The 25,367-nt window shown below is 71.1% G+C and carries 18 protein-coding genes; 7 read left to right on the top strand and 11 right to left on the bottom strand.

Features of this window, described 5'->3' with window-relative positions; genetic code table 11:
- Positions 1 to 24: 24 nt before the first annotated feature.
- Positions 25 to 534: an ArsR/SmtB family transcription factor gene (locus tag U9J66_RS10300; protein ID WP_326337590.1), complete on the bottom strand. Its 510-nt coding sequence runs from the start codon at positions 532 to 534 to the stop codon at positions 25 to 27.
- Positions 535 to 629: 95 nt separating this feature from the next.
- Here U9J66_RS10300 and U9J66_RS10295 point away from each other — a divergent pair, with 95 nt between their 5' ends.
- Entirely contained in the window at positions 630 to 1,535 is a 906-nt protein-coding gene (locus U9J66_RS10295; RefSeq protein ID WP_326337589.1) for a S41 family peptidase, read from the top strand.
- A gap of 13 nt (positions 1,536 to 1,548) precedes the next feature.
- On the opposite strand, the gene U9J66_RS10290 is transcribed toward U9J66_RS10295, so the two are convergent.
- The 4 genes from U9J66_RS10290 to U9J66_RS10275 form a co-directional block, all read right to left on the bottom strand.
- Positions 1,549 to 3,330: an ABC-F family ATP-binding cassette domain-containing protein gene (locus tag U9J66_RS10290; protein WP_017533365.1), complete on the bottom strand. Its 1,782-nt coding sequence runs from the start codon at positions 3,328 to 3,330 to the stop codon at positions 1,549 to 1,551.
- Between the two features lie 107 nt (positions 3,331 to 3,437).
- Positions 3,438 to 4,337 carry a transketolase family protein gene (locus U9J66_RS10285; protein WP_161110629.1) on the bottom strand — a complete coding sequence of 300 codons (900 nt, stop codon included), beginning with the start codon at positions 4,335 to 4,337 and terminating at the stop codon, positions 3,438 to 3,440.
- Positions 4,330 to 5,058, bottom strand: coding sequence for a thiamine pyrophosphate-dependent enzyme (locus U9J66_RS10280; RefSeq protein ID WP_017533363.1), 729 nt, complete (start codon positions 5,056 to 5,058; stop codon positions 4,330 to 4,332). The genes U9J66_RS10285 and U9J66_RS10280 overlap by 8 nt, the downstream gene beginning before the upstream one ends.
- 83 nt (positions 5,059 to 5,141) lie before the next feature.
- On the bottom strand, positions 5,142 to 6,089 hold the full coding sequence (locus U9J66_RS10275) for a 4-(cytidine 5'-diphospho)-2-C-methyl-D-erythritol kinase (RefSeq protein WP_161110630.1): 948 nt from the start codon (positions 6,087 to 6,089) through the stop codon (positions 5,142 to 5,144).
- A 262-nt stretch (positions 6,090 to 6,351) separates the two neighbouring features.
- Between U9J66_RS10275 and U9J66_RS10270 the strand changes: the two genes are divergently transcribed.
- Complete coding sequence (locus tag U9J66_RS10270) at positions 6,352 to 8,184, top strand: serine/threonine-protein kinase (protein WP_036567723.1); 1,833 nt, start codon at positions 6,352 to 6,354, stop codon at positions 8,182 to 8,184.
- An 858-nt stretch (positions 8,185 to 9,042) separates the two neighbouring features.
- On the opposite strand, the gene guaA is transcribed toward U9J66_RS10270, so the two are convergent.
- Together guaA and galE are read right to left on the bottom strand one after the other, a co-directional pair.
- Complete coding sequence (gene guaA, locus U9J66_RS10265; protein ID WP_014909507.1) at positions 9,043 to 10,623, bottom strand: glutamine-hydrolyzing GMP synthase; 1,581 nt, start codon at positions 10,621 to 10,623, stop codon at positions 9,043 to 9,045.
- Between the two features lie 58 nt (positions 10,624 to 10,681).
- Positions 10,682 to 11,743 (bottom strand): UDP-glucose 4-epimerase GalE, encoded by a 1,062-nt coding sequence (gene galE, locus U9J66_RS10260; RefSeq protein ID WP_326337588.1) that lies wholly within the window; start codon positions 11,741 to 11,743, stop codon positions 10,682 to 10,684.
- A gap of 149 nt (positions 11,744 to 11,892) precedes the next feature.
- On the opposite strand from galE, the gene U9J66_RS10255 reads away from it, so the two are divergent.
- The 5 genes from U9J66_RS10255 to U9J66_RS10235 all read left to right on the top strand — a co-directional run bounded on the left by U9J66_RS10255 (position 11,893) and on the right by U9J66_RS10235 (position 16,307).
- The gene (locus U9J66_RS10255; protein ID WP_326337587.1) at positions 11,893 to 13,110 is read left to right on the top strand and encodes a sensor histidine kinase; all 1,218 of its coding nucleotides are present in this window, start codon (positions 11,893 to 11,895) and stop codon (positions 13,108 to 13,110) included.
- On the top strand, positions 13,107 to 13,802 hold the full coding sequence (locus U9J66_RS10250; RefSeq protein WP_161110632.1) for a response regulator: 696 nt from the start codon (positions 13,107 to 13,109) through the stop codon (positions 13,800 to 13,802). Before U9J66_RS10255 ends, U9J66_RS10250 begins: the two co-directional genes overlap by 4 nt.
- 98 nt (positions 13,803 to 13,900) lie before the next feature.
- Positions 13,901 to 14,800: an ABC transporter ATP-binding protein gene (locus U9J66_RS10245; protein ID WP_017533357.1), complete on the top strand. Its 900-nt coding sequence runs from the start codon at positions 13,901 to 13,903 to the stop codon at positions 14,798 to 14,800.
- Positions 14,797 to 15,564, top strand: coding sequence for an ABC transporter permease (locus U9J66_RS10240; RefSeq protein ID WP_326337586.1), 768 nt, complete (start codon positions 14,797 to 14,799; stop codon positions 15,562 to 15,564). The genes U9J66_RS10245 and U9J66_RS10240 overlap by 4 nt, the downstream gene beginning before the upstream one ends.
- On the top strand, positions 15,561 to 16,307 hold the full coding sequence (locus U9J66_RS10235) for an ABC transporter permease (protein ID WP_326337585.1): 747 nt from the start codon (positions 15,561 to 15,563) through the stop codon (positions 16,305 to 16,307). Before U9J66_RS10240 ends, U9J66_RS10235 begins: the two co-directional genes overlap by 4 nt.
- A gap of 43 nt (positions 16,308 to 16,350) precedes the next feature.
- Here U9J66_RS10235 and U9J66_RS10230 read toward each other — a convergent pair whose 3' ends face one another.
- The 4 genes from U9J66_RS10230 to U9J66_RS10215 all read right to left on the bottom strand — a co-directional run bounded on the left by U9J66_RS10230 (position 16,351) and on the right by U9J66_RS10215 (position 25,350).
- Positions 16,351 to 18,834, bottom strand: coding sequence for an endonuclease/exonuclease/phosphatase family protein (locus U9J66_RS10230; protein WP_161110635.1), 2,484 nt, complete (start codon positions 18,832 to 18,834; stop codon positions 16,351 to 16,353).
- A gap of 223 nt (positions 18,835 to 19,057) precedes the next feature.
- Positions 19,058 to 21,040 carry a translation factor GTPase family protein gene (locus U9J66_RS10225; protein WP_326337584.1) on the bottom strand — a complete coding sequence of 661 codons (1,983 nt, stop codon included), beginning with the start codon at positions 21,038 to 21,040 and terminating at the stop codon, positions 19,058 to 19,060.
- Positions 21,041 to 21,262: 222 nt separating this feature from the next.
- On the bottom strand, positions 21,263 to 23,854 hold the full coding sequence (locus tag U9J66_RS10220; protein ID WP_326337583.1) for a polynucleotide kinase-phosphatase: 2,592 nt from the start codon (positions 23,852 to 23,854) through the stop codon (positions 21,263 to 21,265).
- Positions 23,851 to 25,350, bottom strand: coding sequence for a 3' terminal RNA ribose 2'-O-methyltransferase Hen1 (locus U9J66_RS10215; protein ID WP_326337582.1), 1,500 nt, complete (start codon positions 25,348 to 25,350; stop codon positions 23,851 to 23,853). The genes U9J66_RS10220 and U9J66_RS10215 overlap by 4 nt, the downstream gene beginning before the upstream one ends.
- Between the last annotated feature and the right edge of the window lie 17 nt (positions 25,351 to 25,367).

Raw genomic sequence — 25,367 nt, 5'->3', positions numbered from 1 at the left:
CCCTGTGGACAGCCTATGAGTCGGTCACTCGGGCTCGGGCATGGAGGGTTGTCGGTAGAGGCCGACCAGGATCCCGTATCGGGCCTCGCCCTCCCCCGCCTCCTCCGCCTCGTACGCCAGGGCGAACAGTTCGTCGTGGAGACGTCGGGCCTGCGCCTCGGTGAGTCGCAGGTGGCGCACGGCCAACAGCGGGTCGCCCGGCGCCTCGGTGAACTCCGTGGAGACGGCGCGGAGCATCGCCTCGGCCGGTCCGGGGTGGGCCTCCTCGATCGCGACGTGTCCGATGGAGCGCCGGTAGTAGTACTCGGTGCCGCCCCGTACCTTCCGGCTTCCGGCCGGCTCCACCATGCCGGTGGCGACGAGGACCTTGAGGTGGTGGGCGATGTTGCCCTTGTGGGTGTCCAGGATCGTGGCGAGTCGGCTGACGGTCTCCTCACGCTCTCCGAGGACGAACAGCATCCGTTGCCGGAGGGGATGCGCGAGGGCCTTGAACTGCTCCGGCTTGGAGAGCGGGGGGTCCGAGTGGTCGGTCATGATTCCAAGAGTCAAGAATCATTGACGCTTTGTCAATCCCCGTGCTCTACTGAACGCCCTCACCCCCCCCGCGTCACAGTGCAGGAGCACACGACATGAACATCGACGACCTCGTCGCGGAGACCGGCCGGCTGGTGGCCCGGCATTACGTCTTCCCCGAACAGGGCGAACGGCTCCGACGGCTGTTGGCCGACCGGCACGCCTCGGGCCGCTACCGGGGCGCGGACGGCCCGGCCGCCCTCGCCGAGCTGGTCACCGCCGACCTGCGCTCCTTCAACGGCGACGCGCACCTGGGACTGAAGCACCACGCGGAGGAGATCCCCGAGTCGCCGGACGAGGCCGGTCTGACCGAGATGATGACCCGTGAGGCCCGAGAACAGGACGGCGGGGTCGCCGGGATCGACCGGCCGGCGGACGGCGTCGCCCACCTGGAGCTGCGACCGCTGCTCTACCCGCTGTCGATGGTGGTGGACCGGCTGACCGCCGCGCTGCGATCGGTCGCCGACGCGGACGCGCTCGTCATCGACCTACGGCACAACCGGGGCGGCGCCCCCGAAACGGTGGCGTTCATCTGCGGCCACCTGTTCGACGAGCCGACCCACCTGCACACGATGCACTTCGCGGACGGGACCGCGCCCGTCCAGTCCTGGGCCTCCCCGCCCCCGTCCGGGCCCACGTTCGGCGGCCGGAGGCCGCTGGCGGTCCTGACCGGCGCGGACACCTTCTCCGGCGCGGAGGAGCTCGCCTACGACCTACAGCAGTACGGACGTGCGACGGTCGTCGGCGAACGCACCAGGGGCGGCGCCCACCCGCGCGAGGGCTTTCGGATCCATCCCCACCTGGAGGTGGCCGTGCCGACCGGCCGCCCGGTACATCCGATCACCGGCACCAACTGGGAGGGCTCCGGGGTGGTACCGGATCTGCCGTGCGCCGCCGAGGACGCCCTCGACGTGGCCCTGACCCGCCTGTCCCACCGGCCGGCGGGCCCTCGGTGTCCCTGAGGGCCCGAGAACCTCAGTCGCCGATCAGTTCGGCCTGCTCCAGCCAGACCATCTCCAGCTCGTCCTTCTCGGCGGCGAGGGTCCTGACCTCGGCGTCGAGTTCGGCGAGCCGGGTGTAGTCGTCGGCGGCCTCGGCCATCTGCTCGTGGAGCTGCGCCTCGCGCTTGGCGATCTTGTCCATCCGCCGCTCGACGCGCTGCATCTCCTTCTGGGCGGCGCGGCGCTCGGCGGCGGAGACCACCGGCCCCTCGTCGGGCTTCTCCGCGGCGGCCACCTCGGAGGCGCCCAACGGCACGGTGGCGTCGCCCGCGCCGGCGGCCCGACGCTCCAGGTACTCGTCGACCCCTCCGGGCAGGAACGCGAGCGTCCCGTCGCCCATGAGGGCCAGCACACGGTCGGTGATCCGCTCCAGGAAGTACCGGTCGTGGCTGACCAGCACCAGGGAACCCGGCCAGCCGTCGAGGAGGTCCTCCAATTCGGTGAGGGTCTCGATGTCGAGGTCGTTGGTGGGCTCGTCCAGCAGCAGCACGTTGGGCTCGTCCATGAGCAGGCGCAGCAGTTGGAGACGGCGCCGCTCACCACCGGACAGGTCGCCGATCGGGGTCCACTGGCGTTCGCCCCGGAAACCGAACTTCTCCAGCATCTGGCTGGCGGTGTAGTCCCGCTTGCCGATGGTGATGTGCTCGCGCACGTCCATGACGGCCTGGAGGGGGCGGGCGGTGGGGTCGAGCTCGGCCACGTTCTGGGACAGGTGGGCCAGCCTGACGGTCCGGCCGGTGCGCACGGTGCCCGAGTCGGGCTCGCGCTCCTCGGCGAGGATCTTGAGCAGCGTGGACTTGCCGGCGCCGTTCACACCGACGAGGCCGACCCGGTCGCCGGGGCCGAGCTGCCAGGTGAGTTCGTCCAGGAGAGTGCGGTCGGGGATCGAGACCGAGACCTTCTTCAGGTCGATGACGGTCTTGCCCAACCGCGAGCTGGCGAAGCGGACCAGCTCCACGGTGTCCCGCGGCGGCGGCTCGTTCGCGATGAGCTGGTTGGCCGCCTCGATCCGGAACTTGGGCTTGGAGGTACGCGCGGGGGCGCCCCGACGCAGCCAGGCCAGCTCCTTGCGCATGAGGTTCTGCCGGCGGTCCTCCGCGGCGGCGGCCTGCCGGTCGCGTTCGGCCTTGGCCAGCACGTAGGCGGCGTAACCACCCTCGTAGCGCTCGACGGCGCCGCGCCCGACCTCCCAGGTGCGAGTGGTCACGGCGTCCAGGAACCAGCGGTCGTGGGTGACGACCACGAGCGCCTCGGGCCGGTCGCGCAGATGTCCGGCGAGCCAGGCGATGCCCTCGATGTCGAGGTGGTTGGTCGGCTCGTCCAGGACGATGAGGTCGTGGTCGTCCACCAGCAGGCGCGCCAGCCCCGAACGGCGGCGCTCACCGCCGGAGAGCCCCGACATCGGCAGGTTCAGGTCCCAGCCGCCGAGCAGGCCGCGCAGGATGTCGCGGATGCGGGCGTTGCCGGCCCACTCGTGTTCGGCCATGTCGCCGAGCACGAACTCCCCCACCGTGGTGTCGGGGAAGTCGTCGCGCTGGTGCAGGAAGCCGACGCGCAGCCCCCGGTTGTGCACGACGCGGCCGGAGTCGGGCTCGGTGATACCGGACAGCACCGAGATCAGCGTGGACTTACCGCCGCCGTTGCGACCGACCACGCCGATGCGTTCGCCCTCGTCGACCCCGAGCGACACCTTGTCGAGGAGTACGAGCGGCCCGTAGGCCAGGGACACGTCCTGAAGGTTGACCAGATTCGTCATCACCTTCCATTGTGCTGCCCCCGCGAAGGTGCGCGGACCGCCCGTCCGGACGAGGACACCCGGGGCCTCACCACGCCGGGCCCCGGGTGCGTTCGATGGGCGACGTCTCAGACGAGAAAGAAGTCGCGGGCGGACTTGGCGATCCCCTCGACGTCCAGACCGTGGGCGCGGGCGTGCTCCTCGGGGGTGCCGTAGGCGCGCAGTTCGGATCCGCGGCCCACGCCCAGGGAGCGCTGTCGGTGGCGGCGGTCCGCGAGCGCCTCGGAGATCTCCAGGGCGGAGGTGCCCTCCAGGTAGGGCTCGACCATGAGCACGTCGGCGCTGCCGGCCGAGGCGACCAGGGAGGCCAGTCCCTCGCGGTCGAAGGGGCGCACGGTGGAGGTGTAGGCGACGGTGACGTCGAGGCCCTCGGTGGCCTCCAGGACCCGGTCCAGTGTCGGGCCGACGGCGACGACCACACCGGCGGAGCGGCGCGACCCGGTGCGGACGACGTGGAGGCGGGGGCCGACCGGTAGCGCGGAGCGGTTGGTCTCCCCGGTCAGGCGCATGTAGACGGAGTGGTCGCCGGGCAGGTCCTGTTCCAGGGCCTGGCGGACCTCGTCGGGGTGGCCGGGCACGCGCACGGTCCAGCCGGGCAGGGTGTCGATCAGGGCGACGTCCCCGGGCGCCTGGTGGGTGCGGCCCTCCGAGGCGGCGTCGTAGGAGGCCCCGATACTCACCAGGATCGCTCCCACGCCCTGGTGGCCGAGGTCGAGCTTGATCTGTTCGAAGGGGCGCTCGATGAGGAAGGGCGCGTAGGTGTGCACGATGGGGCGCATCCCGGAGAGCGCCAGGCCGCCGGACACCCCGATCATCGCCTGCTCTCGAATGCCCAGGTCGATGACGCGGCCCGGGTGGCGCCGGGCCGATCGCTGAAACCGGTCGGCGGAGATGGCGGCGAGGACGAGCGCGGTGCGGGGGTCCTCGTCGAGGGCCTTCTCGACGGTGTTCACGAAGGTCTCACGCATGGTCGGCTCCTCGGTTTCCGTTGCGGATGCGGGCGACGACGACCAGCGGACGTCCATCGTCGGAGGGTGTGAAGGCCTTTTCGAGGGCGTCGTGGTCGCGACCGTTCACCTCGCGCGTCTCCCAGCCCTCGACCTCGAAGCGGCGGCCGATCCCGCCGGGCCAGCCGTGCTGGGAGGAATCGTTGTCGATGACCACGACGGTCAGGTTGTCGACACCCAGCCGCGCGGCGGCCGCGATGGCCTCGTGGTTGCTGCCCTCGTCGAGTTCGCCGTCGCCGACGAGCACGACCACGCGGGGTTCGGCCCCGTCGGCCCGGCGAAGGCCTTGGGCTCGCAGCCCCAGGGCGCTGCCCAGCGCCAGGGGGAGGCCGTGGCCCAGGGAGCCGCTGCCGATCTCGGCCCCGGGCACCAGGACGCGGTCCGGGTGGTGGCCGAGCGGTGAGTCGAAGGAGGCCCATCCGCGCAGGGCGGAGACCTTGAGGAAGCCCTTGGCGGCGAGCACGGCGTAGAAGGCGGTCGGTCCGTGCCCCTTGGAGAGCAGGAAGCGGTCTCGGTCGGGGGCCTCTGCGGTCTCGGGCGTGGTGGAGAGGACACGGTCGTAGAGCACCCAGAGGACGTCGACGGTGGAGAGCGAGGCACCGTCGTGCTTCTCGTCCCCCTCCATGAGTCCTATGAGCGCCGGGAGGTCGGCGTACCTGGAGAACGTCGCTGTCGTCGTCATGCACACCAGTGTTCGACCTCAATCAAGGTTGAGGTCAAGTGGTGGAATGCCCCGCTTTCACCGAAAAACGGAAGTGATTCGCATCACACGACCATGGCGCCCGGAACGTCCCCGTCCGCGGCCACGACCCGCTCGCACAGCCCGGTGCCGTTCAGAGCCGCCACCACCTCGGCCTCTCGCTCGGCCAGAACCCGCGGATCCTCACCGCCGCCCACCAGGAAGGCGCAGGTCGGGCCCGACCCGGAGACGAGGGCGCCCAAGGCTCCGGCGGCGCTCCCCGCCGCCAGGGTCCGCTCCAATTCCGGCAACAACGACAGGGCCGCCGGCTGGAGATCGTTGCTCAAGGCACGGCCGAGCGCCTCCGCGTCCCCCGTGGCCAGGGCCTTCTCCAGCTCGGGATCCAGGCGCGGGGCCGGCGCGTCCGGACGCAGCCGGTCGTACTCGCGAAAGACGTCCGCCGTGGACAGACCCCGCTTGGACAGGGCGAACACCCACCGATAGCGCCCCGGGCTCGACATCGGCTCCAGGATCTCGCCCCGACCGGTCCCGAGCGCGGTCGCTCCGACCAGCCCGAAGGCCACGTCGCTGCCCAGGTCCGCCGCCGCCTCCAGCAGGCGCTCCCTGGACAGACCGGCACCCCACAGCCGGTCACAGGCCACCAGGGCGGCCGCCGCGTCCGCGCTGCCCCCGGCCATACCGCCGGCCACCGGGATGCGCTTGTCCAGGTGAATGTCGACCGGAGCACCCAGACCGGACGCCTCCGCCACCGCGAGGGCGGCCTTCGCCGCGAGGTTGCTCTCGTCCAGCGGCACCCTGGCCAGGTGAGATCCCATCTCACCCTCGGCGGTCAACGTCGTGAGGGGAGCCGACCGACGCGGGGACGCCTCCTTGACGGTAACCTCATCGAACAGCGAGACGGCGTGGAACACGTTGACGAGGTCGTGGAATCCGTCCTCGCGGCCGGGCCCCACCGCCAACTGGAGGTTCACCTTCGCGGGGACCCGCACGGTTACGGTGGTATTAACGGTCACGAGTCCCCAATCGTAAAGGAACCCCCACCTTGTGTGAACACACACCCCCGCATGGGGCCCCTGGTGTTCACCGCCTTCGACCGGCGCGAACACCTGTTCGCCCGGGGGCGACCGGGCCCCACGACCCCGGACTCGCAACCACTGTCATGTCAATTACCGCCCGTCCCCTAAGCGGCCCGATCCGGCCTACGAGTGGGAATCAGGGCACAAACACCGCTACCTTGGGGCAAGGCGGAGTTTGGACACCGTCGGGGAGGGTCGCTTGCCGTCGGATGGGCTCCCGAAGAACCTGGAACCGCTGGCCGCCGGAGATCCGGCCACCATCGGTCCCTACGTGCTGTCCGGGAAGCTGGGTAGCGGCGGCATGGGAACCGTCTACCTGGGTAGCACGCCGGAGAAGAACCACCAGGTAGCCATCAAGGTCATCCGTCCGGAGCTCGCCTTCGACGAGCAGACCCGGGCGCGTTTCCGCGACGAGATGGAGAACGCCCGCAAGGTCGCCTCCTTCTGTACCGCCAAGGTGCTCGACCACGGGACGTTCGAGAACCGTCCCTACATGGTGACCGAGTACATCGCGGGCACCGCTCTGGCCGAGCACATCGCGGAGAACGGTCCGTTGGACTCCTCCACGCTGCACGGCTTCGCCTTGGGCGTGGCCGCCGCGTTGGCCGCCATCCACCGCACCGGTCTGGTCCACCGCGACCTCAAGCCGGCCAACGTGCTGCTGTCGATCTCCGGCCCCCGGGTGATCGACTTCGGTATCGCGCGTGCGATGAACACCGCCACCAACCACACCCAGACCGGCATCGTCATGGGCAGTCCCGGCTGGATGGCTCCGGAGCAGCTTCTGGAGGAGAAGGTCACCACCTCGGCCGACATCTTCGCCTGGGGCTGTCTGGTGGCCTTCGCCGGAAGCGGGACCCACCCCTTCGGCAACGGCGACGCCATGACGCTCGGCAAGAGGGTGCTGTTCGCCGAACCCCGGCTCACCGGGCTGGCCCCGCCCCTGGACCGTCTGGTCGCGCGCGCCCTGGCCAAGGAGCCGGGCCGCCGCCCCACCGCCCAGGACCTGCTCCTGGAGCTCGCCGGCGGCGAGGACACCAGCAACCCCAACGACATGGTGTCGCACGCCCTGCACCAGTCCTGGCGCCCCAACCTGCCCCCCATGCCTCCCGGACCGCCCGGAATGCCGCATCCGGGCCACCAGACCATGACCGGTATGCGCCACCCGGCGCCCGGCCAGTACCAGGCGGCGCCCCCCATGCCGCCGCCCGCGCACCAGACCGGGAACTTCACGCATCAGGCGCACCAACAGCATCCGGGGCACCCGCCACAGAACGGGCCCGGACAGGCCCACCCGGCTCAGGCGCAACACCCCGCCGCGACCGGCCCCATCCCGATGGTGCCGCCGCCCGAGCAGCAGCAACAGCAACGGGCCCCGCAGCCGTACGTGCCACCGGTACCTCCGCCACCGCACCGCCCCGCCTCGCCCGGCAAACGCAGGGGCGTGTTCTGGGGCCTGGTCATCGGCGGCGCCGTCCTGTTGTTGAGCACCCTCCTGGTGATCGTCCTGGCGCTGAACGGTCAGCTCTCCGGCCAGGGGAGCTCCGACGGGGCCGGCGACGGCAAGCCCGGGACCACGGCTCCGCCCGAGGACGCGGTGCCTCCCGCCGAGGGGGCCGACAAGAACGAACCGCCCTCCGCCGGTGCCGACGGTGCGTACGTGTCACCCGACGGCACGGTCCGCTACCAGATAGACAAGGCCCACTGCGTCGACGAACTCGCCGGACGTTCCTCCACCAACGGCAAGTACTGCGTCATCGAGATGAAGTTGGAGAACCTCGGCGAACAGGCCATCGACTTCGACGCCGCTCTGCAACAGATGGTGACCAGCGAGCGGCGCTGGCGCCAGGCCATGTCCCCCACCTCCACCGAGGGGACGGACCCGCTGTGGTCCACCATCGAACCCGGAACGGCCGCCGCCGGCAGGCTCGTGTTCGTCCTCGCCGCGGACGAGGACCCCGATTCCCTGGAGCTCTACCACCACCCGGACGAGGATTCGACCCGCGCCGACCTCCTCACCGTCGAGGAGTAAGAACCCCCCGGCCCAAGGGGGAAGGCAAGAGGTCGCGTGACCGTGACACCCCAGGGGGCTGGTGTGGGAGGGCGTGTCACCCTTACACCCTGCCTGGGGCGAGGCCCGAAAGTGTTTGCTTTGGCCCTCCGCTGGCGCTTCGGGCCGTGTTCGGGCGCCAAGGGAGGGAGCGTTCTTCATCCTCGTCTACGCCTGGCTCGTTCCTCGCGGGCGGCTTGACTCGTCTTGCAGAACACTCCCGGCGCCCGAACGGGCAACCCCCCGTGGTTGCTGTAGGAGACCGCGTGTACCGACCCCCTGGGGTGCCGGAAGGTGCGGACTCCCACCTTCACCCCCAGGGGTGCGACCCGCCGCTCGATCTCCTACCTCACCACGAGGGGGTGGGACCGGTACCTGTTCTTTCACATCAAGCCCAGGGGGTGTGACCGGTTCGCGGTCTCCTACATCAACTCCAGGGGGTTGCCCGTTCGGGCGCCGGCGGGGTTCTGGAGGTGCCGTAGGTGGGGTCGCGAGGTACGAGTGGCCACACCGGAGGTGCCGAAGGTTCCCGCCTCCCTTGGCGCCCGAACACGCGCCGAAGCGCCGGCGGAGGCGCAAAGCAAACACTCTCGGACCCCAACCACAGCAGGGTGTAACCAGTACACGGTCTCCTACCGCAGACACAGGGGGTGCGACCGGTACGTGTTCTCCTACATCAACTCCAGGGAGTGCCCGAAGCGCCGGCGGAGGGCCAAAGCAAACACTTTCGGACCCCGACCCCAGCAGGGTGTAAGGGTGACACGACCTCCCACCTCAACCCCCCGACAAACACGGAACCCGGCGCCTCAGGCGCCGGGTTCCATGCCGTTCAGGGGAGCTCTACTCCCATTCGATGGTGCCCGGGGGCTTGCTCGTCACGTCGAGCGTCACCCGGTTGATCTCGCGGACCTCGTTGGTGATCCGGTTGGAGATGTGGGCGAGCACGTCGTAGGGCACGCGCGACCAGTCGGCGGTCATGGCGTCCTCGCTGCTGACGGGGCGCAGCACCACGGGGTGGCCGTAGGTGCGGCCGTCGCCTTGGACGCCCACCGAGCGGACGTCGGCGAGCAGGACGACGGGGCACTGCCAGATGTCGCGGTCGAGGCCGGCGCGGCTGAGTTCCTCGCGGGCGATGGCGTCGGCCTCGCGCAGGATGTCGAGCCGGTCCTTGGTGACCTCGCCGATGATGCGGATACCGAGGCCGGGGCCGGGGAAGGGCTGCCGCCACACCATCTCGGGGGGCAGTCCGAGTTCCTCGCCGACGCGGCGGACCTCGTCCTTGAAGAGTTCGCGCAGCGGCTCCACCAGGGTGAACTGGAGGTCCTCGGGGAGTCCGCCCACGTTGTGGTGCGACTTGATGTTGGCGGTGCCGCTGCCACCACCGGATTCCACCACGTCGGGGTACAGGGTGCCCTGGACGAGGAACTCGACCTCGCTGCCGTCCTCGCCGCTCTCGGAGACGACCTCACGGGCGGCCTGCTCGAAGACGCGGATGAACTCGCGGCCGATGATCTTGCGCTTCTCCTCCGGGTCGGTCACGCCGGCCAGGGCGGAGAGGAAGCGCTCTTCGGCGTCGACGACCTTGAGGCGGGCGCCGGTGATCGCCACGAAGTCCTTCTCGACCTGGTCGGCCTCGCCCTTGCGGAGCAGGCCGTGGTCGACGAACACGCAGGTGAGCTGGTCGCCGACGGCGCGCTGCACGAGCGCTCCGGCGACGGCGGAGTCGACCCCGCCGCTCAGGGCGCAGATGACGCGCTTGTCACCGATCTGTTCGCGGATGCGGTCGAGCTGTTCCTCGACGATGTTCACCATCGTCCAGGTGGGCCGGCAGCCGGCGCCCTCGTACAGGAAGCGGCGCAGCACCTCCTGGCCGTGCTCGCTGTGCATGACCTCGGGGTGGAACTGGACACCGAACAGGCGGCGGTCGGCGTCCTCGAAGGCGGCGACCGGGGCGCCCTCGGTCCCGGCGGTGCTCTTGAAGCCGGCGGGCGCCTGGACGACGGAGTCGCCGTGCGACATCCACACGCTCAGTTCCTCGGGGAGCCCGTCGAAGAGCATCGAGTCGCCGGTCGTGGTCAGCCGGGTACGGCCGAACTCGCTCAGGTCGGTCTTGTCGACGACACCGCCGAGGGCACGCGCCATGGCCTGGAAGCCGTAGCAGATACCGAAGGTCGCGACCCCGGTCTCGAACAGCTCGGCCCCCACGCTCGGGGCCCCTTCGGCGTACACCGAGGACGGACCACCGGAGAGGATGATGGCCTTCGGGTTCTTCGCGAGCATCTCCTCGACCGGCATGGTCGAGGGGACGATCTCGCTGTGCACGTGACATTCCCGTACCCGCCGTGCGATCAGCTGCGCGTACTGCGCACCGAAGTCGACGACGAGGACGGTGTCGAACGTGCTCTCAGCACCAACGGACACGGAGAGGACCTTCCACAGAAAATCGGGATGTCCTCTCAGTCTAGGCCGTTCACCGTGCTCAGGACGCCTGGTCCGGTGTGCGGCCCGGCACGGGGTCCGGGGCGGGTCGGTCCGTGTAGCCGTCGGGGTTGGTGGACTGCCAGCGCCAGGCGTCCCGGCAGGCGTCGTCGACGGTCCGTTCGGCCTTCCAGCCCAGGTCGCGGGAGGCGGCGGCCGGGTCGGCGTAGCAGACCGCGATGTCGCCGGGGCGGCGGTCGACCACCCGGTGCGGGATCGGGGAGCCGGTGGCGCGTTCGAAGGAGCGCAGGCCCTCCAGGACGGAGGTGCCGCGTCCGGTGCCGAGGTTGTAGACGCGGTGGCCCGGGGCGTCGGCCAGGTGGTCGACGGCGGCCAGGTGGCCGGTGGCCAGGTCCATGACGTGGAGGTAGTCGCGGACGCCGGTGCCGTCGGGGGTGTCGTAGTCGTCGCCGAACACGCTGAGGTGGTCGCGCCGTCCGGCGGCGACCTGGGCGATGTAGGGGAAGAGATTGTTCGGGACGCCCTGCGGGTCCTCGCCGATCAGGCCGCTGGGGTGTGCGCCGATCGGGTTGAAGTAGCGCAGGGAGACGATCCGCCAGCGGGGGTCGGCGGTGGCGAGGTCGTCGAGGATCCGTTCGGCGAACAGTTTGGTGCTGCCGTAGGGGTTGGTGGTGGACAACGGTGCGTCTTCGGGGATGGGCACCCGCTCGGGGTCTCCGTAGACGGTGGCGGACGAGCTGAGGACGAGGTCGCGCACGCCGGCGGCGTCCATGGTCTCGCAGAGGGTGAGCAGCGCGTCGAGGTTGTTGCGGTAGTAGCGCAACGGCTGTTCGGTGGACTCGCCCACGGCCTTGAGGCCGGCCAGGTGGATGACGGCGTCGATGTCGTGCCGGGCGAACACCTCGCGCATCGCCTCGGGGTCGGTGCAGTCGGCCCGGTGGAAGGTGAGCGCGCGTCCGGTGATCCGCTCGACCCGGCGCAGCGCCTCCTCGTGGCTGTTGACCAGGGAGTCGACGACGACCACTTCGTGGCCCGCCTCGAGCAGCGCGACGGCGGTGTGGGAGCCGATGTAGCCGGCCCCGCCGGTGAGCAGTACGTTCATCGTTCGCTTCCCTGGGGTGGGCGGTACGGACCTCCCAGGATAGGCAACCCCGCGCCTCCCATCGGGTGATCCACGCCATGGTCGTCGCGGTGGATCTCGTACCGGGGCATGAGGCCGGGCCGGTGGTGCCCTCGGTAGCGTGGGGCGGCATGCCCGTCCCGTCGTCACGCCCGTTCCCGGACCGTGCCTCGTCCTGGGCGCGTCGCCACGTGTTCGCCGTGGACGCGCTCTGGGCGCTCCTCTGGTTCGTCCTGTCGATGTCGCTCTGGCCGTTCTCCTCGGAGACGCCCGTCGACGCCCTCCTCTATATCGCTCTCTCCCTGGCCTGCTGTGCCGCGTTGAGCGTGCGGCGGATCCGACCGTGGACCGCGTTGACGGCGTTGGCGGTCCTGTTGTTGATCCAGGTCCTGTGGTCGGGCATGTTCACGGTGCTGTCGGTGGTGTGCGTCCTGGTCTGCGCCTACACGTCGCGGACGGAGCTGGGCCCGGCCGGTCGCCGTGTGGTCCTCGCCCTCCTGTTGGCCGGTACGGCCTGGGCCTTCCTGTTCGTTCCGGGTCTGTCGCCGGTCGAGGATCTCGGTGCCCGGTTCACCTCGGTGGTGGCCGGTTGGAGCACCACGCTGCTGTTCGCGCTGCTCGGCACGGTCCGTCGGCGCCGTCGGGAGGAGGTGGACCGTCTCGTGGAGCACGCCCGCCTGTTGGAGGAGGGTCGGGAGCGGGAGCTGAGGTTGGCCGCCCTCGACGAGCGCACCCGTATCGCCCGGGAGATGCACGACGTCCTCGCGCATTCGTTGAGCGTCGTCGTCGCCCAGGCCGACGGAGGGCGTTACGCGGCGCGGACGTCCCCCGAGCGGGCGGTGACGGCGTTGGAGACGATCGGCCGTGTGGGTCGGGAGTCCTCACGGGAGTTGCATCGACTCCTGGGGGTGCTGCGCGTCGAGGACGACCCCGCCCCCTCCCCTGTTCCCGGCCTGGACGACCTTCCCTCACTCATCGACGACCATCGGAGCTCCGGGCTCGACGTCCGGCTGGTCGACGTTCCGCCGCCGGGAAAGGTCGCCGCCCCTCCCGCCAGTGTCTCCCTGACCGTCTACCGGATCGTCCAGGAGTCCCTGGCCAACGCCCTCAAGCACGCGGGGGCCGTGAGCGCGCGCGTCGATCTGGACCGTTCTCCCGGAAGGATCGTGGTCACGGTGACCGACCGGCCCGGGCCCGAGGGCCGGAAGGGCGAGGACGGGGCTTCGGGACACGGCCTGATCGGTATGCGCGAGCGGGTCGCCCTCCACGGAGGTTCCCTGGAGGTCGGTGAGGATCCGGCCACGGGTCTGTGGCGGGTGAGGGCGATCGTTCCCTGGGAGGACGCGTGATCCGGGTGGGGCTGGCCGACGATCAACGGCTGTTCACCGCGGGGCTGGCGATGGTCATCGACTCCCAGCCCGACATGGCGGTGGTCTGGGAGGCCGACGACGGCTCGGCCGCGATCGAACGTCAGCGCGCCGACCCGGTGGATCTGCTGCTCATGGACGTGCGCATGCCGGGGACCGACGGTCTGACCGCCACTCGTGCCCTGGTCGACGCCGGGGAGCGGTGCCGGATCGTCGTGCTCACCACGTTCGACGTCGACGAGTACGTGGTCGAGGGGATCGAGGCGGGCGCCGCCGGCTTCCTGCTCAAGAACACGCCTCCGGAGGAGCTGCTGGAGGCGTTGCGCACCGTCCACCGCGGCGACTCGGTGATCTCGGCGAGCTCCACCGGGCGGCTGCTGCGGCACGTACGCCCCCTGTTGGGCGGCCGGTCCGGTCCGTTCGCGCCCGCGGACCGGGCCACGCGACGGGCGTTGGAATCGTTGACCCCACGGGAACGAGAGGTCCTCGCCCTGATGGCGCGCGGTCTCACCAACACGGAGATCCGCGACCTCCTGGTCCTGTCCATGCCCACCGTGAAGACCCACGTCGGCAACGTCCTGCACAAGACCGGATCGCGGGACCGGGTCCAGGCCGTGCTGTTCGCGTTCCGGGCCGGTGTGGTGGACCGTGACGAGCTGCTCCGCGACCGCTGAGGGCACCCTCCTCCCCCGGTAGGAGGCGGGATCCGGTCCCCCGGCCCGATGTGCGGCGCGGGTCCTCGACGGGAGTCTTCTCGGTGGAAGGAGGCTCCATGAGTCACGTCATCACCACCGAGGGACTGACCAAGGCCTACGGGTCGCGCACGGTCGTGGACTCCCTGGACCTGCGGGTGCCCGAAGGTCGCGTCTACGGTTTTCTCGGGCCCAACGGTTCGGGGAAGAGCACCACGATGAAGATGCTGCTGTCCCTGGTGCGGCCCACTCGGGGCGAGATCCGGGTCCTGGGCCGTCCCATGGACCGCCGCACCCGGCACGAGCTCACCCCGCTCATCGGATCGCTGATCGAGTCACCGCCCGGCTACGGCCATCTGACCGGACGGGAGAACATGGCGATCGTCCGTCGGATGCTCGGCCTGTCCGAACGCCGGGTGGAGCGGGCCGTGGCCACCGTGCGGCTGCGCGACCAGATGGACAAGCCGGTGCGCGCCTATTCGTTGGGCATGAAGCAGCGTCTGGGCATCGCGATGGCGTTGGCGCGCGAACCCCGTCTGCTCATCCTGGACGAGCCCACCAACGGGCTGGATCCGGCCGGGATCGAGGAGATCCGGGCTCTGCTGGTGTCGTTGGCCGGAGAGGGCGTCACCGTCATGGTCTCCAGTCATCTGCTCGACGAGATCGACCGGATGGCGTCGGTCCTGGGGATCCTCGGCCAGGGGCGGCTGATCTTCCAGGGCACCCGGGAGGAGCTGTTCGACCGCAGCGCCCCGGATCTGATCGTGGAGACCCCCGAGCCCGAGCGCGCGCTGGCGTCGGGGCTGTCCGCCGTGCGCGTGCGCGAGGGGTTGCGGCTGGCCGGACGGGACGGCGGGTCCACCGCCGCCCTGGTACGCCACCTGGTCCACCACGACGTGCCGGTCCACGGTCTGCGCCGGGTCGAACGTTCGTTGGAGGAGGTCTTCATGGACCTGACCGGACGTGAGGGGCTGTCGTGATCCGGACCGCCGTGGGCCTGGAGGTCCGTAAGACGCGACGGATGCGGGTGTGGGCGCTGTGCCTGGTGATGGCGGTGGCCGTCGTCGTCCTGGCCGGGCTGAGCCTGGGGTCGGAGACGGCGCGGGCCGGTTTCGCCGACCCGGACACGCGTCCGTGGGAGCGGCTCCTGTTGAACCACGTGATGGTCGCGGCGATGACCTCGCCGATCCTGGTCGCGGTGCTCGCCGGACGCCAGGTGGACATCGAGCATCAGGGGCAGGGGTGGACGCTCGCCCGGACGGCGGGGATGGGGCCGGGGCTGTTGTGCCGGGCCAAGGCCCTCGTCCTGGGCACGGCCCTGGTCTCGACGGTGGTGGCGCAGTGCGCGCTGCTGCTCCTGGCGGGGACGATCGCCGGTATCGAGTTCGCGCCGCCCCTCCTCCTGTGGGGTCGTTACGCGCTCTGTCTGACGGCGGTGAACCTGGCGCTGCTGGGTCTGCACCTGTGGCTGGCGGCCCGGGTGGACAACCAGCTCGTGGGCCTGGGGGTCGGGCTGCTCGGGGCCTTCTACGCGGTCTTCTCCCTGCTCATGCCCTCGTGGGTGGCGTACGCGCTGCCGTGGGGGTACTACGCGGCCATCTCCCCGTTGCGCATGGAGGGGGGAGATCGGCTGATCGAGTCCCAGCCGGATCCCGTCCTGTTCACCCTGTTCCTGGGCGGCGCCGCGGTCCTCTTCCTCACGGCCTGCCGACGGTTGGACCGTGCCGAGGGAGGTCCCGCGTGATCGTCTCCGAACTGGCCAAACTCCGGCGTTCGTCCCTGTGGATCGTGGCGGTCGTCCTCCCGGTTCTGGCCGTCACCGCCGGGACCCTGAACTACCACGGCAACCAGGACGTCCTCTCCTCCGGCTGGGGTCCCTACCGTTCCCAGGCGGTGTTGTTCTACGGGCTGTTCTTCATGTCGATGGGGGTGGCGGTGCTGGCCTCCGCCGCCTGGCGGATGGAACACCGGGGGAACAACTGGAACCTGTTGATGACCACGCCCGCGCGTCCGAGCGCGATCGTGGGGGCCAAGATCGTCTCCCTCGCTCTCGTGGTGACCGCGATGCAGGTGGCGCTGCTGGTGTTGATAGGCCTGACCGGGACGTGGGTGCTCGGGTTGGAGGGTCCCCCTCCGTGGGAGTACGTGCCGGTGGCGCTGCTCGCCGTGGTCGCGGCCCTGCCCGTGGCGGCCCTGCAATCCCTGCTGTCGATGCTGATCCGATCCTTCACCGCGCCGGTGGCCCTGGGGCTGCTCGGGTGCGCGCTCGGGGTGGCGACGATGCTCGGCGGTGAGGGCGGTGTGGTGTCCCACCTGGTCCCCCAGGCCCTGGTGACCTCGGCGTCGTTCCTGGGGAACGGCGCCGTCTCCGGATCGGCGGAGATCGACCCGTCCGCGGTGGGCGCGATCGTGCTCTCCGCCTCGGCCCTCACCGGCCTCTTGTGGTGGCTGTCCGCGTTCGTCCTGTCCTGGCGGGACGTGCGCTGACGGAACCGGCGGGGGCGTGAGGCCCCCCGCCGGTTCCGGAACCTCAGCGCCGGCCGGGCGAGGTGCCGGCGCGGGTGTCGATCCACAGCACCTGGGGGTCGTGGTCGCTGACCTGATCGTGGAACTCGGAGTTGATCCGCGCGATCCGGTAGTCGATCCGACCGGACAGGGCGCCGTTGACCAGGATGTGGTCGAGCGCCTGGGAGTTGCCGTCGAAGTTGTAGTTGTAGCCCTCGTTCGGTTCCAGCAGTTCCACCATCGGGTTGATGAGGGCGCCGTCGCCGGTGAGGATGTCGAGGGTGCGGGAGAACTGGAAGTCGTTCAGGTCGCCCATCACCACCAGGTTGGCCCGGGGGTCCGCCGCCAGGAGCTCGTCGGCGAACTCGCGGACCAGTTCCGCCTGGGCGTTGCGCTGCGTCTCGCTGGTACGGTTCGGCGGCTGGTTCACGCCGTGCAGGGACTGGTCCCCGCCCTTGGAGTTGAAGTGGTTGGTGACCACGTAGATGTCGCGGTTGAGCGCCCGGAAGTGGCCGACCAGGGGCTTGCGGCTGGAGTTCCAGGCGCTGTCACCGGGGCTGATCCGGCCCGGGGAGACCGACAGTTCGACGCCGCGTTCTCCTTCGACCACCTCGACGGGGGTGGTGGCGTCGCCGCCCTCCACGTCCACGTACTGGACCCGCGCGGGGTTGAAGAGGAAGGCGTTGCGGATGTTGCCGCCGGGGACCCCGCCGTCCTTCTTGTCCTCGGGGCTGATCTGGCGCCACTCGTAGGTGGGCCCGCCGGCGGCGGCGATCGCGTCGACCAGACGGTCCAGGGTGACGTCGGCGTCGACCACGCCGTCGTCGGTCTCGCTGCTGTTGTCCTGGATCTCCTCCAGGCCGACGATGTCGGGCGAGCGCAGGTAGGTGACCAGGCCCTCGGCGAGGTCGTCGAAGGCCTCCTGGTCGTCGGCGCCGCCGAGGTTCTCGACGTTGTAGGTGGCGACGCTGACCTCGTGGCGGGCCGTCTCACGGAGCGGTTCGCGCTCCAGGTCGCCCGAGACGTGCTCGCCCAGGGTGGTGGCGCGGATCAGGTAGCCGCCGAACCGGCTGTAGTAGACGGGACCCTCGGTGACCCCGGCGAGGGTGTCGCCGACGTTCGCCTCGGGGAAGGGGCGCTCCGCGCGGTCCAGCAGCGACTCGATCTTCACCCGGCCGCCGTTGGGGTCGTCGTAGGAGCCGTAGTGGGCGCCGCCGTTGGGGGTGGGGTTCTCGTCGGGGCGGGTGGTCACCCACAGGGCGTCGTAGCCGTCGGTCGGCGAGATGATCGGGGCGTCCTCGACCCGGACGAGCATGTGCTCGTTGGCGGCCCAGAAGTCCAGGGCGTAGGTGTCGGGTTCGAGTTCCCTGTCGGTGATGTCACCGCCGTCCGAGGGGGCGTAGGCGGTGGGGAGGGTGTCCTCCTCCAGGAGGATCGCCTCGGGCAGGTCGTTGCCGCGCGAGAGCGTGGTCCAGCGGGCCTGTTCGAGCTGGGTGATGGTCTGGGCGCCGGCCTGCGGACGGTACTCGCTCACGCGTCCGGCGACCAGGACCTCGTCGCCGATCGCGACGTCGGGCGTGGTGGAGCCGGTGAAGACGAACAGCGCCTCGCTGGTGCGGGGGTCGTCGTCGCCCTCGGTGTCCTGGAACCAGAAGCCGCGGCCGCCGCCGAAGGCGTTGATCGCGGTGACCACTCCGGGCAGGCCGGTGACCTGCTCCCCCGCCAGGGGCGAGGTGCGGGTGACGCCTTGGACGTCGTGGATGCGGTCCTCGCCCGGCTCGACCGGTTCCCCCGGCTCGCCTTCGCCGGGTTCGGTGGCGGTCTCGCCCGCGGAGTTGGTGGGGGTGGGCTCGCCGACGGTGAAGTCGGCGGCGTTGTCCCCGGTGTGCGTGAACGCCTCGTCGCGCGAGGTGGAGGTGGTGTTGCCGGTGCCGGCCGCGGGTGATCCGGCGAAGATCGTCGCGGCGCCGTAGCCGAGCACGTCGACGACGTTCTCGTCGGCGGCACAGTCGGCGGCGGTCCGGCACTCGACGGCTCCGGTGCCGTCCACGAGCAGCACCGTGCCCGCGGTGGCGGACATGTTGGTGTTGCCGGCGGCGTCGGGCTCGGGGAGGTCGGCGCCGCCGCCGGTGCCCGCGGCCTGGCGGATCAGGTAGTGCTCGCCGGCGGGGATCTCGCCTTCGAGCGGGGTGACCTGGACCCGGGTGGAGGGGCCGGGACGGGCCGGAAGGTACTGGACGCTCCAGCCGGAGACGTCCACGGCGGCGTCGGTGGGGTTGCCCAGTTCGACGAAGTCGTGGCGCAGGGGGGCGCCGCTGTTACCGCCTCCGCCGTAGACCTCGCTGATGAGCGGGGTGTCGGCCGCGGCCGCCGCGGGGACCGAGGTGATCAGGCCGGCGCCCAGGACCAGGGCGGTCAGGGCGGATCCGGTGGCCAGGGCGCGGCCACGACGCGCGGGCCGGGTTCCGGGGGTGTCGGGGGGACCGGGTCTGGAAGGGGTCGGGAACACGCCTTCTCCGTTATCTTCCGTTGGCTCGGGGGAGCACGGGGGTCCGTGCGGCCACATCATGTACGTCGTGAATGTCCGGTCGAAAGAGACCACGTGAAAAGAAGACGAAGCGGCATCCGATTGTTGTGATCCCACCACGGATCGGACCCCCGGCCCTGGTGCGATCGTCCAAGTCCGGGGGTCGGTGGCGACGGCGGTACGGTCCGGTCCAGACCGGGTGGGGTCAGTCCGCTCCGGAGCGGCCGGCATTGGCCAGGTGGACCAGGTACTCGTCGAGCACCAGCGGGTCGCCGTCGGTCCTGCGTCGGCGGGGCGGGGCACCGGTGAGGGGCCGCTCCCCCGCCGGGCGGGTGGTCCACACGCCCTCGCCCCGGGTGACGCCCACGATCTCGGCGCCGACCCGATGCGCCTCGGCGGCCGCGATCTCGCCGGTCACCCGCCAGGCGTCCCCGTCGATCCCGATCTCGCGCACCCGCGCGCCGTGCCCTCCGAGCAGGGAGAGCACCGGGCTCAGCGTCTCCTCCGGGGTCTCCAGTTCGAAGTCCTGGACGGGTGCGAACACCCGGGTCCCGGCCCGTTCCAGCGCCCTCAGGACGACCATCGGCACGAGTCGGCGGAAGTGCGCGGCCTCGGTGAGCGGCGGATCGTACCCACTGCGCACCAGGGTCACGACGCAGTCGGTCACCGGCCACCCGTACAGCCCCTGTCCGAGGGCCGTGCGCACCGTCCGTTCCACGGCGCGATCGTAGGCGGGCGGCAGGGCTCCCAGCTCGGTCTTCCGCCGGAACGTCACACCGGAGCCCTCGAACGCGGGCTCCACCCGCAGGCCGACCGCGACCGGCGCCCCCACCTGTCGAGAGGGGTCGATCTCCTCGATGTCGGTGCCGACGCCGATCGGACGTTCGACGTGGACCGTGGCGCTGCGACCGAAGAGCGCCCGCACCCCGAAGTCCGTGGCCAGGGTGTCGGCGACGACCTCCTTCTGCACCTCCCCGTGGAGCAGGACCGAGACCCCCTCGCCCGGCACGACGCGCAACCCGATGAGCGGGTCCTGTTCGGCCAGGGCGGTGAGGGCGGCGTGCAGGCGGGAGGCCTCATCGGGACGTTCGGGACGGACCAGGGCCTCCAGCGCGGGGCGGGAGAGCCCGTGCGCCGCGACGGGCGGTCCGAGCCGGTCGCCGACCCGAAGGGCCGGCAGACCACGGATCCGGCCGATCCCGCCGGCGGTCAGCGGCCTGGAACGGTCGTGTTCGGCCCCGACCACCTCGAGGTGGGTGACGCGACCTTCGTGCGGTTCGCCGTCGGCGGGGTCGGCCCGCTCCCACGTGCGGCGTTCGCGTCGTTCGAGACGCCCGGAGAAGAGGCGGACGTAGCCGGTCTTCTCACCCGAGGGTGCGCGCTCGATCGCGAAGACGGTGCCCCGGGTCTCCTCATCGTTCCCCGGTGGCGATCCCCGGTGGTGCGAGAGCAGCCCGGTGATCGCCCCGAGCAGCGCGGGGATCCCCGCGCCGGTGACGGCCGAGCCCGACAACACCGGGTGGGCCAGGCCGCGCAGGACCTGGTCGCGCAGGCCCGCGTGGAGCCGCCCGGCGTCGGGCATCGAACGGTCCTCGACCAGATCCGCCAACAGTTCCTCGTCGTGTTCGGCGAGGAACTCGGCGACGCGGGCCGCGTGGTCGGGTGCGTCGAGGTCGTGGGCGACGACACGGGCCTTGCGACCACCCGGGTCCACGACCCGGTCCATCGGCAGGGCACGGTCGGTCAGGCGGGCGATCCGTTCCAGGACCCGTTCGGGGTCGGCGCCGGAGCGGTCGACCTTGTTGACGAAGAGCAGGGTCGGAATGCGCGCGCGTTCCAGGACCCGCATGAGCAGGCGGGTGTGCGGCTGGACCCCTTCGACCGCCGACAGGACGAGCACGGCGCCGTCCAGGACGGTCAGGGCGCGTTCGACCTCGGCCACGAAGTCGGCGTGGCCGGGGGTGTCGATGAGGTTCACCTGTGTGCCGCCGACGTGGAAGGGCGCCACGGCGGTGCGCACGGTGATGCCGCGTTCGCGTTCGACGCGGCCGGTGTCGGTCCGGGTGTCGCCGTCGTCGACCCGGCCGAGGCGGTCGATCGCCCCGGTGTCGTAGAGGAGCCTCTCGGTGAGGCTGGTCTTACCGGCGTCGACGTGGGCGACGATCCCGAGGTTGACGGTGCTGGTCAAGGGCTGTTCCCAGGAGGTCTCGTGTCCGAAGGGCGGGCTCGAAGATTCCGTGGGAACGCCGCATGCCGTCGACCTCTCTGCCGGGTGCCGGTTCGATCACCGTCGTGTCCGGCGTCCGTCGCCGGTGGGGATCACGTTCATGCTGGTGGGGCCGGGGTGGAACACGCAAGCGGTTTTCCGCGCGTGTCCCTCCCCGGCCCCGATGCCCCGTGCGGGGCGGCCTCACAGGCGGGGGTCGACCGGTTCGGTCTCCAGGGCGAGAAGGGCGAAGACCGGCTCGTGGACCCGCCACAGCGGTTCGCCGGCGGTCAGCCGGGCCAGGGCGGTCAGCCCCAGCTTGTGCTCGCGCATGGCCAGCCCGTTCTTACGGCCCAGTCCGCGCTCCTTGAGCACCGCGAGCCGCTCCGGGTCGGTGTAGTCGGCCCCGTAGATGATCCGCAGGTATTCGGGGCCGCGCACCTTGAGCCCCGGCTGGACCAGGCCCTTGCGCGCCTCGGCCCTGGCCCCCAACAGCGGTTTGACCACCATGCCCTCGCCTCCGGCGTCGACCATCTCCCGCCACCAGTCGGCGGCCGCGGCGCAGGCGTCGCCGTCGGTGGTGTCCACGACCCGGTAGCGGTTGGGGTGGATCATCGGGTGGGCCTTGGCGAGCAGCTCGACCACGCCCATGTGCCACAGGTGGTCGGCCTCGGTGTACTCCTTCCCCTCGGAGGCCAGGAGCATGAAGGGCGCGAAGCGCAGCCCCTTGATCCCGTCGGTCTCCCAGGTATATCGGCGGTAGACCCGGGAGAAGGCCTCCATCTGTCCACTTCTGCGCTCGATGGTGTCGGCGAGCCCGGACACGTCGATTCCACGCGCGGCGGCGGCCGCCAGCGCCGCCCCGGCCGCGGGGAGTGAGGCCCGCGCGGCGGCCCCCACCGAGGCGTACTGTTCGCGGATCAACGCTCCTGCCTTGGCGGACCAGGGTAGGAGCTCACCGTCCAGGACGACCCAGTCGGTACCGAGGCGGTCCCACAGTCCGGCGTCGGTGACGGCCCGGCGCAGCTCGTCGACCACCTGGCGGCCGAGTTCGGCGTCCTTGAAGAAGGGGCGACCGGTGCGGGTGTAGAGGCTGCCGAGCTCACCGGGGACGAAGCGGCGTTCGGCGGCGGCCTCGTCCCGGCACAGCACGGCCACGGCCCGCGAGCCCATGTGCTTCTCCTCGCAGATCACCTGCCCGATGCCGGAGGACCGGTAGGAGGCGAAGGCCTCGTCGGGGTGCTCCAGCAGGGCGGGGTCGGCGGCGGTGGGCGCGGGCGCCATCGTGGGCGGCAGGTACACCAGCCAGCGCGGGTCGACCGCGAAACGGCTCATGACCTCCAGGGCGGCCAGGGTGCTCTCGGGCGTGGTCCGGACGGTCCCGTACCCGGTGTCGACGTAGAGCCCGGATCCGGTCCCCGCACCGACGTCGTCGATGCCGATGGCCCGGTCCGTCCCCTCTCCGTCCCGTTTCGGCGCCTGGTCCGCGAGCGGGCGCACCGGCTCGTACCAGACGCGTTCGGCCTCGACGTCGACGATCTCCCGCTCGGGGTAGCGCAGCGCGGTGAGCCGTCCGCCGAACACACAGCCGGTGTCCAGGCAGATGGTGTTGTTGAGCCACTCGGCCTTGTCGGAGGGCACGTGCCCGTAGACCACCGCGGCCCGGCCCCGGTACTCGCGCGCCCAGGGCAGCCGCACGGGCAGACCGTACTCGTCGGTCTCCCCCGTGGTCTGGCCGTACAGGGCGAAGGAGCGCACCCGGCCGGAGGCACGACCGTGGTACTCCTCCTTGAGCCCGGCGTGGGCGACCACGAGGGAGCCGCCGTCCAGGATCAGGTGGCTCACCAGGCCGTCGCAGAACTCCAGGACCCGTCGACGGAACTCCTCGCTCTCGCGTCCGAGCTGTTCGGCGGTCTCGGCGAGGCCGTGCGTGAGGGTGGCCTTGCCCTTCTTCAGGTAGCGGATCAGCTTGTTCTCGTGGTTTCCGGGCACGCAGAGGGCGTCGCCGTCGGCGACCATGCCCATGACCAGGCGCAGCACACCGGGGCTGTCGGGCCCCCGGTCCACGAGGTCGCCGACGAACACGGCGGTGCGGCCCTCGGGGTGGTGGGCGCCGACCGGGCGCCCCTCCTCGTCCCTGCGCGTCTCGTAGCCGAGCTCGCCGAGCAGGGTCTCCAGTTCCGAACGGCAGCCGTGGACGTCGCCGATGATGTCGAAGGGCCCGGTCAGCTCGGTCCGGTCCGGCCAGGGGCGTTCCAGTTCGATCCGGACGGAGTCGATCTCCTCCTGCCCCTTGAGGTGGTACACCTTGCGCACCCCCTCGCGGGCCAGACGCTTGAGGCCGTCGCGCAGGTCACGCCGCTGCCGGCGTACGACGTGGTCGCCGAAGTCGCGGTCGGGGCGGGAGCGGTTGCGTTCCAGGGCCAGGGCCTCGGGCACGTCGAGGACGATGGCGGTGGTGAGGACGTCGTTGTCCTTGGCGATGCGGATGAGGCTCTCGCGTGCCTTGCGCTGGACGTTGGTGGCGTCCACGACGGTGAGCAGTCCACGGCGCAGCCTGATGTCGACGATGGTGTCGAGCAGCTTGAAGGCGTCGCCGGTGGCGGTCTGGTCGTTCTCGTCGTCGGCGACCATGCCCCGACAGAAGTCGGAGCCGATCACCTGGGTGGACGCGAAGTGCTCGGCGGCGAAGGTGGACTTGCCCGATCCGGAGACCCCGACCAGCAGGACGAGCCCCATCCGGGGCACGCCGAGCACGCGGGGCTCGCGGGCGGCCTCGACGTTCGGCTCGGTCATTTGGTGAAGACTCCCATCTGGGTCGGGGCCCCGGTCTCGGGGTGCTCGTCGCCGACCGGCAGGTACCGGACGGTGTAGCCGTACCGTTCGGCGACCCGGTCGGCCCAGGCGGCGAACTCGGCGCGGGTCCACTCGAAGCGGTGGTCGGCGTGGCGGAGGGCGCCGTCGGCGAGGCCCTCGTAGTGGCGGTTGTACTCGACGTTGGGGGTGGTGACCACGACGACGCGGGGCGCGGCGTCGCCGAAGACGACGTCCTCCATGGCGGGCAGTCGGGACGGGTCGAGGTGTTCGACGACCTCCATGAGCACGGCGGCGTCGTGACCGTGGAAGCGACGGTCACGGTAGACCACCGAGCCCGCCAGGAGCGCGAGGCGGGAGCCCGGTGTCCCCTCGCCCCCGTCGGAACCGTGGGAGGCGGCGAACAGCGGCCGGTGTCCGCGGCCGCCGCCCGGCTCGCAGCCCCGGCAGAGCCTGCGGTGGGCGATCTCCAGACCGCCCACGTGGACGTCCACGCCGGTGATCCGTTCCAGTCTCCGGTCGCCGACCAGACGTTCCAGCAGCCGGCCGCCGCCGCATCCCAGGTCGATCACGCTGGTGGCCCGCTCGGCGTCGAGGACCGCCATGACAGCGCCCACGCGCCGCTCGGCCAGGGAGGGCTCGCGTTCCTCCACCGCCGGGTCGCTCGGGACCGTGTCGTTCCCGGGTTCGCCGGACCGGTCCTCGGACTCGGCCAGACGGGACAGGGCCGTGCGCACGTACCGTTCCCGGCGGGCCAGGTAGCGGCGGGTGATCCAGTCGCGTTCGGGGTGCGCGGCCAGCCAGCCGGCGCCCTCCTCGCCCTCGACCCCGTCGACCGGAGCCCCGCCCGCGCGCAGCAGCTTGTCGATCTCGGTGGAGTCCACCCAGTAGTGCTTGTTCCCGCCCTCCATGGCGGGCAGGAGGACGTACAGGTGGTTGAGCGCCTCGGACAACCGCACGGTGCCGGTCAGGGTCAGCGACAGGTAGTGGGAGTCGCCCTGATCGGGCAGGTCGGGGTCGAGCGGGACCGGTACGGCCTCCACCGTCCAGCCGAGCGGTTCGAAGAGCGCTCGGGCGCGCTCCGGACCGGGGTGACAGGGCACCGCGGGCAGACTCAGGACCAGGGGGATGGGGGTGTCGGCCAGTTCGGGGCGCCGCTCGCACGTACCTCGCATCGCGCTCCGCAGTACCCGGCCCAGCACCACCGTGAACAGCGACGAGGAGGCGTAGGGGCGGTCGTTGACGTACTGGGCGAGGGAGAAGTCGGGCGTGCTCACCGACGTACGCGCGCGCAACAGGGCCCGCGGATCCACTTCCAGGAGCAGGGCCGCGGTGCAGCGCTCGTCGGTGGCCTCGGGGTAGAAGACGTGCGCGGTCCCGAAGGACTGCTCGAAGCTCTGCGCCTTGTCCGGATGCTTGTGGAGCAGGTGTCCGAGATCCGTGGCCGGGCGGTTCGTGGTCGAGATCGTCAGTAGCACCCGTGCATTGTCACCGA

Origin of the sequence: Nocardiopsis sp. LDBS1602 (assembly GCF_035818715.1) — a bacterium.
GTDB lineage: Bacteria > Actinomycetota > Actinomycetes > Streptosporangiales > Streptosporangiaceae > Nocardiopsis > Nocardiopsis alba.
The sequence above is the reverse complement of the archived record's forward strand: the minus strand, read 5'-3'. Positions and strand labels throughout refer to the sequence as shown.

What these genes read in the sequence shown, in the direction of transcription:
- U9J66_RS10300 (WP_326337590.1), bottom strand. Translation starts at nt 534, where the DNA reads ATGACCGACCACTCGGACCCCCCGCTCTCCAAGCCGGAGCAGTTCAAG.
- U9J66_RS10295 (WP_326337589.1), top strand. Translation starts at nt 630, where the DNA reads ATGAACATCGACGACCTCGTCGCGGAGACCGGCCGGCTGGTGGCCCGG.
- U9J66_RS10290 (WP_017533365.1), bottom strand. Translation starts at nt 3,330, where the DNA reads ATGACGAATCTGGTCAACCTTCAGGACGTGTCCCTGGCCTACGGGCCG.
- U9J66_RS10285 (WP_161110629.1), bottom strand. Translation starts at nt 4,337, where the DNA reads ATGCGTGAGACCTTCGTGAACACCGTCGAGAAGGCCCTCGACGAGGAC.
- U9J66_RS10280 (WP_017533363.1), bottom strand. Translation starts at nt 5,058, where the DNA reads ATGACGACGACAGCGACGTTCTCCAGGTACGCCGACCTCCCGGCGCTC.
- galE (WP_326337588.1), bottom strand. Translation starts at nt 11,743, where the DNA reads ATGAACGTACTGCTCACCGGCGGGGCCGGCTACATCGGCTCCCACACC.
- U9J66_RS10255 (WP_326337587.1), top strand. Translation starts at nt 11,893, where the DNA reads ATGCCCGTCCCGTCGTCACGCCCGTTCCCGGACCGTGCCTCGTCCTGG.
- U9J66_RS10245 (WP_017533357.1), top strand. Translation starts at nt 13,901, where the DNA reads ATGAGTCACGTCATCACCACCGAGGGACTGACCAAGGCCTACGGGTCG.
- U9J66_RS10220 (WP_326337583.1), bottom strand. Translation starts at nt 23,854, where the DNA reads ATGACCGAGCCGAACGTCGAGGCCGCCCGCGAGCCCCGCGTGCTCGGC.